The sequence below is a fragment of the Candidatus Avelusimicrobium caledoniensis genome (assembly GCF_902756455.1).
Classification (GTDB): domain Bacteria; phylum Elusimicrobiota; class Elusimicrobia; order Elusimicrobiales; family Elusimicrobiaceae; genus Avelusimicrobium; species Avelusimicrobium caledoniense.
This window is the reverse complement of the sequence record NZ_CACVRB010000036.1, coordinates 1-8,278: the sequence shown is the minus strand read 5'-3', so window position 1 is coordinate 8,278 and position 8,278 is coordinate 1. Positions and strand designations below refer to the sequence as shown.

The 8,278-nt window shown below is 46.4% G+C and carries 9 protein-coding genes; 7 read left to right on the top strand and 2 right to left on the bottom strand.

Annotation, left to right across the window (positions count from 1 at the left end):
* Positions 1-243 precede the first annotated feature (243 nt).
* Entirely contained in the window at positions 244-504 is a 261-nt protein-coding gene (locus ACQY2W_RS07115) for a hypothetical protein (RefSeq protein WP_428050759.1), read from the bottom strand.
* A gap of 340 nt (positions 505-844) precedes the next feature.
* On the opposite strand from ACQY2W_RS07115, the gene ACQY2W_RS07110 reads away from it, so the two are divergent.
* From ACQY2W_RS07110 to ACQY2W_RS07100, 3 genes are all read left to right on the top strand, one after another.
* Complete coding sequence (locus tag ACQY2W_RS07110) at positions 845-2,890, top strand: ribonucleoside triphosphate reductase (RefSeq protein WP_428050760.1); 2,046 nt, start codon at positions 845-847, stop codon at positions 2,888-2,890.
* 147 nt (positions 2,891-3,037) lie between these two features.
* Positions 3,038-3,265, top strand: a complete 228-nt coding sequence (gene nrdD, locus ACQY2W_RS07105) for an anaerobic ribonucleoside-triphosphate reductase (RefSeq protein ID WP_428050758.1) — start codon at positions 3,038-3,040, stop codon at positions 3,263-3,265.
* Between the two features lie 27 nt (positions 3,266-3,292).
* Positions 3,293-3,916: an anaerobic ribonucleoside-triphosphate reductase activating protein gene (locus ACQY2W_RS07100; RefSeq protein ID WP_428050757.1), complete on the top strand. Its 624-nt coding sequence runs from the start codon at positions 3,293-3,295 to the stop codon at positions 3,914-3,916.
* Positions 3,917-3,958: 42 nt separating this feature from the next.
* Here the strand turns inward: ACQY2W_RS07100 and ACQY2W_RS07095 are convergent, their stop codons facing one another.
* On the bottom strand, positions 3,959-4,501 hold the full coding sequence (locus tag ACQY2W_RS07095; protein WP_428050756.1) for a type IV pilin protein: 543 nt from the start codon (positions 4,499-4,501) through the stop codon (positions 3,959-3,961).
* Between the two features lie 385 nt (positions 4,502-4,886).
* Between ACQY2W_RS07095 and ACQY2W_RS07090 the strand changes: the two genes are divergently transcribed.
* The 4 genes from ACQY2W_RS07090 to ACQY2W_RS07075 all read left to right on the top strand — a co-directional run bounded on the left by ACQY2W_RS07090 (position 4,887) and on the right by ACQY2W_RS07075 (position 7,952).
* Positions 4,887-5,519: an OmpA family protein gene (locus ACQY2W_RS07090; protein WP_428050755.1), complete on the top strand. Its 633-nt coding sequence runs from the start codon at positions 4,887-4,889 to the stop codon at positions 5,517-5,519.
* Positions 5,520-5,628: 109 nt separating this feature from the next.
* Positions 5,629-6,462, top strand: coding sequence for a transglutaminase family protein (locus ACQY2W_RS07085; RefSeq protein ID WP_428050754.1), 834 nt, complete (start codon positions 5,629-5,631; stop codon positions 6,460-6,462).
* 12 nt (positions 6,463-6,474) lie between these two features.
* The gene (locus ACQY2W_RS07080; protein WP_428050753.1) at positions 6,475-6,900 is read left to right on the top strand and encodes an NfeD family protein; all 426 of its coding nucleotides are present in this window, start codon (positions 6,475-6,477) and stop codon (positions 6,898-6,900) included.
* A gap of 29 nt (positions 6,901-6,929) precedes the next feature.
* On the top strand, positions 6,930-7,952 hold the full coding sequence (locus tag ACQY2W_RS07075) for an SPFH domain-containing protein (RefSeq protein ID WP_428050752.1): 1,023 nt from the start codon (positions 6,930-6,932) through the stop codon (positions 7,950-7,952).
* Positions 7,953-8,278 lie beyond the last annotated feature (326 nt).

Genomic DNA, 8,278 nt, shown 5'->3' with positions numbered 1-8,278 from the left:
AAGTTTTATTTTTTCTCTCGCTATATCCCGCATAGAAACTCTGCGGGATGACGAGCGAGAGAAAAATATATACAGAAAAGGCCCTTGCCGGGGGCAGGCAAACGTGGAGTCAACTTCCACTTAATTAGAGCCACACTGTGTTCGCATTGTCGCTTTGTGAGGGACCGGCGGGAAAACACAAAAAAAACGGTGGTACAAACATTTTCGTTTGTACCACCGAACACCGTTCAACAATAACAGATTTTATTTCTCTTTGCGCAAGTGCCGCACCACATCCAAACTTATTTTGGCCACTTTAAACACGCCGGAGTTTAAAAACGTGGATACATTGTCCAAAAGCGTAAAGGTGCTTTGCGTTTTATCCACTTTTTCCGCCGCGGAAACAGCCAAATATTCCATGGCTTGAGCGGTGTGTAAAATTTGAATCAGCGTGCGGATAGCAAATATCACTAATACCACAAATGCTACGACGGCTGTTAAGGCACATCCTTGATATAAATTCATGTTTTCCCCTCCCGGTTTAATTTCTTAAATTAAACCAGTTTGCACGCAAGGCGTCAAGTCCCCCTCCTATTTTTTGCTTATTTTTTCGCAGTTATTACAAATTCGGTTGACAGCCAGCCGATTATTAGTAATAATTACTATTAAGCAAAAAACGAAATACCCGGTGTTGGTGTTGTAAAAAGTGATTTTTCCCGTCGGAAACTAATTTTTTACGTGGCCCGCCGCAACTATTTCTCAGACGAAGATTTGCATTTTCGGTTTGTTTTTGCCAAAATTTTATGAGCCGCTACTTTTCAGCGGACATTTTTACCTAGGACTAACAATTATGGAAAACTCAGAAGTGATTACCCACATCGTCAAACGTGACGGTTCTACTCAATCTTTTGACTCGCGCAAAATTACCAAGGCCATCGCCAAAGCCGCCGAAGCTACCGGCGAATTTGATGCGGAAACCGCTAAAAAATTAACCATTCGCGTTATTAACATTATTCAACAGCTTTATTCGGACAACGTACCTAACGTGGAAAACGTACAAGATATTGTGGAAGATGTACTGCTTACTTCCAATTATCACAAAACCGCCAAAGCGTATATTTTGTACCGCGACCAACACGCCCGCATGCGTGAAATTTCGTCTAAATTTAACGTAGACCTCGTGGACCAATACTTGCAACAAATTGACTGGCAAGTCAACGAAAACAGCAACATGGGCTATTCGCTCCAAGGTTTGAATAACTACATTTCTTCCGAAATCAGCAAAGTATACTGGCTTAATAAAATCTATCCGGCCAACGTCAAGCGTATGCACTCGGAAGGCGATTTTCACTTGCACGATTTAGGTTTGTTGGGCGCGTACTGCGTCGGTTGGGATTTGCAAGATTTACTTTTAAGCGGTTTTACCGGCGTTGTCGGCAAAGCCGAAAGCAAACCCGCCAAACACTTGCGCACCGCTTTAGGTCAAGTGGTCAACTTCTTTTATACCTTGCAAGGCGAATCGGCCGGCGCACAAGCGTTTAGCAACTTTGATACGCTGCTTGCTCCGTTTATCTACTACGATAAATTAACGTATGATGAAGTGAAACAAGCGTTGCAAGAATTTTTATTTAACGTCAACGTGCCGACCCGTGTCGGTTTCCAAACACCGTTTACCAACTTAACCTTAGACCTTACAGTCCCTTCTTATTATAAGGACCAACCGGTAATCATCGGCGGTAAATTACAAGACAAAACATACGGCGAGTTCCAAAACGAAATGGATATGCTCAACCGCGCATTCTGCGAAGTCATGCTCGCGGGCGATGCCAAAGGCCGTGTGTTTACGTTCCCGATTCCCACCTATAATATCACGCGCGATTTTGATTGGGACAACCCCAAACTCACCCCGCTGTGGGAAATGACCGCCAAGTACGGTATCCCGTATTTCGCCAACTTTATTAACTCGGACATGAACCCCGAAGATGCCCGTTCTATGTGCTGCCGTCTGCGCATTGATAACCGCGAACTGCGCAAACGCGGCGGCGGACTTTTCGGCTCGGCTCCGTTGACGGGCTCTATCGGCGTAGTAACGATTAACTTGCCGCGCTTAGGGTATTTGTCCAAAAACGAAAAGGAATTTTTCGCCAACTTAAAAGACCGCATGGAAGTAGCCAAAACGAGTTTGGAAATCAAACGCAAAGTCATTGAACGCTTTACCAAAGGCAACCTCTATCCGTACATGAGTTTCTATTTGCGCTCCGTGCGCCAACGCTTCAACGAATATTGGAAAAACCACTTCTCCACCATCGGTCTGGTGGGCTTAAACGAAGCGTCTGTCAACCTTATCGGAGAGGACATCGGCTCCGAAAAAGGCCGCAAATTTGCCGAGAAAGTATTAACTTTCATGCGCGAAACGTTAGTCAAATTTCAAGAAGAAACCGGGAACAACTATAACTTGGAAGCCACCCCGGCCGAAGGTACTTCGTACCGCTTGGCTAAATTAGATAAAGAACGTTACCCCGATATCATCTGCGCCAACGAGGAACTCTATAAACAAGGCCACCAACCTTTCTATACCAACTCCTCGCAACTGCCGGTTAACTATACCGACGACGTATTTGAAATGTTGGACTTGCAAAGCACGATCCAATCTAAATACACCGGCGGTACGGTACAACATATTTTCACCGGAGAGCGCATTAAAGATTTGGAAGCGATGAAGAAATTTATCCGCACCGTGTGTGAAAGATACACGTTGCCGTATTTCTCCATCACCCCAACGTTTAGCGTCTGCCCCAAGTGCGGCTACATTGAAGGCGAACATTTTGAATGCCCCAAGTGTAAAGCCGAACGCATGCAGGAGCTGGACCGTAAGGTAAAAATGCTGGAAGAACAACTTTACAGCAAGTAACATACCTTTTTTGGGTTAGTTTGGCTTGCCGGGTAACCCAAAAAAGCAGTTGCATCCGCAACTCTAAAAATACATAATAAAAAAGCGAGTTTTCACGGACTCGCCACGGCCCGGGTAACCGGCCCTAAATAAACTAGGAGAAAAGTTATGACCGCACAAGAAAAACAAGCTGTAGAAAACAAGATTTCCGAACTTAAAAAAGAAATGAACGACGTCCATGGTTCCAAATGTGAAGTATATTCCCGCGTAGTCGGCTACCTGCGCCCGGTACAAAACTGGAACAAAGGCAAAAAAGAAGAATTTGAAATGCGCAAAAACATGAACGTCAGCAACTGCAATTGCTCTTGCGGTTGCGAATGCGCCAGCGACAAATAATTTCTTTTCCATAGGGGGCGCGGCAAGGTGAAATTCGGCGGACTTATTAAATTTACGCTTATTGACTTCCCGGGCCGGCCGGCGGCGGTGATTTTTACCCAAGGGTGCAATTTCCGTTGCCGCTACTGCCACAACCCGGAGTTAGTGTATCCGCATTTATTTACCGAACCCGCCCCCGAAGAGGAAATTTGGTCTTTCTTACAACGCCGCCAAGGTACCTTGGAGGGCGTTGTTGTTTCCGGCGGCGAGCCGACTTTGTTTGACGACCTGCCCGAGTTCATGGCTAAAATCAAAAAACTGGGTTATAAAGTTAAACTGGATACCAACGGTACCCGCCCGGATATGCTGGCAGAACTGATTGAAAAAAAACTGGTTGACTATATAGCCATGGACTTAAAAGCCCCGCTAGACAAATATAATCTCATTACCGGCGTGGACTTCAACCCGGAAATTTTAACGCGCTCTATGGAGCTTATCCGAAATAGCGGCCTGGAGTACGAGTTTCGCACCACCTACGACAAAGAAGTCCTTACCGATGCAGACATTGAAGAACTCAAAAAACTGACGAGTAACACGCATTACCGCGTGCAAGAGTGTCTGCCGGTAGCCAAAGAAAAAGCCGCCCTTAAAGTATTACACAAAGAGATTTGACACATGTAAGAAAATTCCCCGTTCATAAGAGCGGGGAATTTTTTACGGCAAATCGTAATACCGGACAGCAGTTCCCGAATATGCCAACGACGGACTCCCCCAAACTTTCGTACAAAAACTTCCGGCCGTTTCAACTCTGGCTATCAATTCCACACAATATATTTTCTTGCTTAACGGATAAGAATGCCTCTCCACAAAATAAAACCCGGCGCCCCGATACGGGCCTGTTTTAAATAACGCCGTAGATAAAGAAAAAGTTGACCCTATATTAAGTGCTAATTCAAACCAATCATTACTCCGTACCGCATCGGTAGATTGAACGCTCAAATTAAAATCGGAACTTGCCGCCGGAGTTAAATTATCAAACGATAAATCTAACTCTCCAAACGAACCGGCATAATTACCGTTGGCTAAGAAATATGACTCTTGGGCCGTCGCTACCGATTTAACCAATGTAAACAGTTGGGTACTGCGGCTTTTCCATACGGCTTTTTGATATTGCGGCAACGCCACCGCCGCGAGTATGCCGATGATAAGAACGACAACTAATAATTCAATCAGCGTAAATGCTTGTTTGTTTTTCATACAACCTCCTTTTTATCACTAAATAAAATGTAGCAAAAAAAAAAACGATGTCAAGCCCCTCTCCGCTTTTCTGGCGGCAGAAAAGCTCGCAAAAGACCGCCGCCTACGCTAGTAAAAAGCAGTTAAAACAGGAAAATTTTTCAAACTCACTTCGTTCAAACATGAAAAATTTTTACCTGTTTTAACGCTTTTTAACGGCTCGCTATCAGGCGGATCAACGGCAACGGCAATATTTTTTCCCCTCGCCCCTTGCGGGAGAGGGTAGGGGTAAATAATGTAGCTCAGACTACACCCAACAGAAAAAACAACCTATCAAAAAATCAACTACCTTTTTTCAGCAGAAAAAAGTAAAATATAAGTACCTTAATTAAGGAGTATATTTCACATGAAAAAACTAGTTCTACTCATGGCAGCGGTATCTTTACTCGCTGCGTGCACCACCCCCGGTAAAAGAACCGCTTGGGGTGCTGTCGGCGGAGCTGCCGTTGGCGCTGGCGCCGGTGCCTTGATTGCCCACAGCACGGGCGGCAAAGCCGGAACGGGTGCCATCATCGGCGGCCTTACCGGAGCAACTGCCGGCGGACTCCTTGGCAACTATTACGATAAACAAGCCAAAGAACTCGCCGCTATTGCTGACGTCGTCAAAGGCGAAAACGGCATCCAAGTATATCTGAAAAACGATATTTTGTTCTCCACGGGTAGCTCGGAATTATCCGCGGCCTCTTTGCAGACCTTGTCTGACTTAAACCGCGTTTTAAAGAAATATCCGAAAAACCGCATCGTGGTACAAGGGTATACCGATTCTACCGGTTCTGATGCTATCAACAACAAACTCTCCACCGAACGCGCGAAAGCCGTGTATGATTATTTGCTCGGTAGCGGACTTAAAACCTTGAGCATTAAATACGTAGGTTACGGTTCTGCCAACCCGGTAGCGTCTAACGCCACTGCCGAAGGCCGCGCCGCTAACCGCCGCGTCGTCTTGGCTATTACCGCCAACGAAAAAGACTTACAATAAGCTTATCCACGCTTACAAAAGCCGGAGCAAAAACGCTCCGGCTTTTTTTATTTTTTCCCGTCTAAAAATAACCCTGGCAAATCTATGATGAATTTGCTATTCTATATGTATGGAAAACGGCCGGTTAAAAGCTTTATTAAAACTTTTGACTACCGAAACAGCCACCTACGGTGCGGTGCTTCGGCGTGAGATCGCCGCCGCTTTAAAAGAAGATCCCGTCGGCGTACAAACCGCCTTAGCCGAAGAATTTTCCGACTCGGCCCCCTTACCCGTCTTACGTACATTAGAAGAAATTTATTGGGAAGAACTTACGCACTTATTTGCCCGTTTTTCTTCCAAAATCAACCCGGATTTGGAAGAAGGTTTAATGCTCCTATCCAAATTTCAAAACCCGGCCACCGCGCGTGCGGAAATTACCCAAACGGTAGACGATATGGCCCGCACCTTACGCCCGGCATTGCTAAACGCCAACGGCCAAACAGATATTGCCCGCATTTTAGCGCATTACTTTTTTGAGACGTTAGGATTCAAAGCATTGCAAGCCAATTTGGCAATCCAAGATATTTCGTTTGCACACTTTTTGCGCAAACGCCAGGGCTCGGGCTTGTGCGTGGCGTGTTTGTATATGCTGATCGGTAATCGCTACGGCTTGGACGTAAATTTGATTGATTTGGCCGGACGCGTTTTAATCTACTGGCAGGACCGCACGCAACATGATTTCTTTATTGACCCGTTGGATAACGGCAAAATTTTATCGCAAGAAGATTGCCAAGCTTATCTGGCTTCGCGCCAACTGGCGTGGACGCCCCAGTGCACCGCGCCGCTTTCCTCGCGCCAGACGGTGCGGCGGTTTATTGCCAATATGATTTTTGTACTTAATAAAGTGCACGACGAGCGCCGCCTCTCTTATCTGCGCAATTATTTGGAAATTATTAAAAATTAACAAGGAGCAACTATGTCTTACTACTTGTATTTTATCTTGGCCATTTGCTGTTTTGTGGGCGAATTATTTACCATGGAATTTTCGCTTACGTGTTTAGGCATCGGGGCCTTAGTAGCCGGTTTGTTCTCGTGGTTAGGGCTTGGCATTTGGTGGCAAGTCATTGCGTTTACGGGTATTACCGTAGTATGTTGGCTGGGTATCCGCCCGATGGCCTTACGCCATTTTTACACCGGAGCCAAACACATCAAAACCCCGGCGGAAGACGTCATCGGGCAAGAAGCCGTCGTGGAAATAGCCATTGACCCGGTCCAACAAACGGGACGCGTCAAAGTAGCGGGCGAAAGTTGGAAAGCCACCGCCGCACAAGCAATCCCCGCCGGAGCAACCTGCGTGGTAGAAAAATTAGACGGCGTAACACTAACCGTGCGCGCTAAATAATTTGTAAAAACTAAAAAATAGGAGAGTATATGGAAGCTGTAACAAGTTTAGGACTTATGTTTATTGCGGCCTTCATCATTTTCGTCGTGGTGTTGGTAGCCAAAGGGCTTGTGATTGTCAAACAAGCGCAAGTAGTGATTATTGAGCGTTTCGGTAAATACCGCAGACTGCTCAACCCGGGCATTAACTGGATTGTGCCCGTAATGGACGAGCCGCACGAAATGGAATGGCGCAACAGCCGCGAATATGTGGACGGTCAAGGCCGCACCCGCTCCGTGCCGTATATGGAACGGCGCGACACCATTGATATGCGCGAAACAGTATATGACTTTCCGCGCCAAAGCGTAATTACGAAAGATAACGTCGGCATTGAAATTAACGCCCTTTTGTATTTCCAAATTACCGACCCCTTAAAAGCCGCCTATAAAGTAGAATCGTTGCCAACGGCTATTGAAAAATTAACGCAAACCACCTTGCGTAACATCATCGGCGAAATGGACCTGGACCAGACCTTAACTTCGCGCGAAATCATCAACAGCAAACTGCAAGTGATTTTGGATGACGCATCCAATAAATGGGGTGTGAAAGTCAACCGCGTAGAACTGCAAGACATTATCCCCCCGGCCGCTATCCGCGAAGCCATGGAAAAACAAATGAAAGCCGAACGCGACCGCCGTGCCATGGTAACCGAAGCCGAAGGTACGAAAACGGCCCAAATCTTAAAGGCCGAAGCCGTGCGCGAATCGGAAATTAAAAAAGCCGAAGGTGAAAAACAAGCCGCTATTTTACAAGCCGAAGGTGTGGCGGAAGCCAAAATTAAAGTAGCGCAAGCGGAAGCGGAAGCCGTCAAAATCGTAGCCAACACGGTCGCGCAATCTACCAACCCGGCCAGCTACATGATTTCGCTTAAATACATTGAAGCGTTGCAAGCCATGACAGAAGGCAAAGACAACAAAATTATCTATATGCCTTACGAAGCGAGCAACGTGCTCGGAGCCGTAGCCGCCGTGAAAGACTTAACCGGCGGAATCGCCGCTACCCAAAGCAAATAAGTTTAGTTTGCACGAACATCCCCGCTCTATTTGAGCGGGGATGTTTTGTTTTAAACGGCAGAAATGCTATACTGTAAATAGATTTAGACGGATCTGTTTCTATGCCACGAAGAATGGCCATTTGCCTGAAAAGGCAACTGTTCCAGGGGAAACGGAGGGTCTGCTTTCCCGCGCGTCTATGCGCGCGGGGGGCGGCTCTGGTTAGGATGCTGGAACAGACTAATCGGAAGTCCGCCCTTTTGTTTTTAAATGATCGCGGCGGACAAAAAGTTCTTGCCACCCGGCAAGCCGCCTCGGCTTTGTTATACGCTACTAGCGTATAGCGG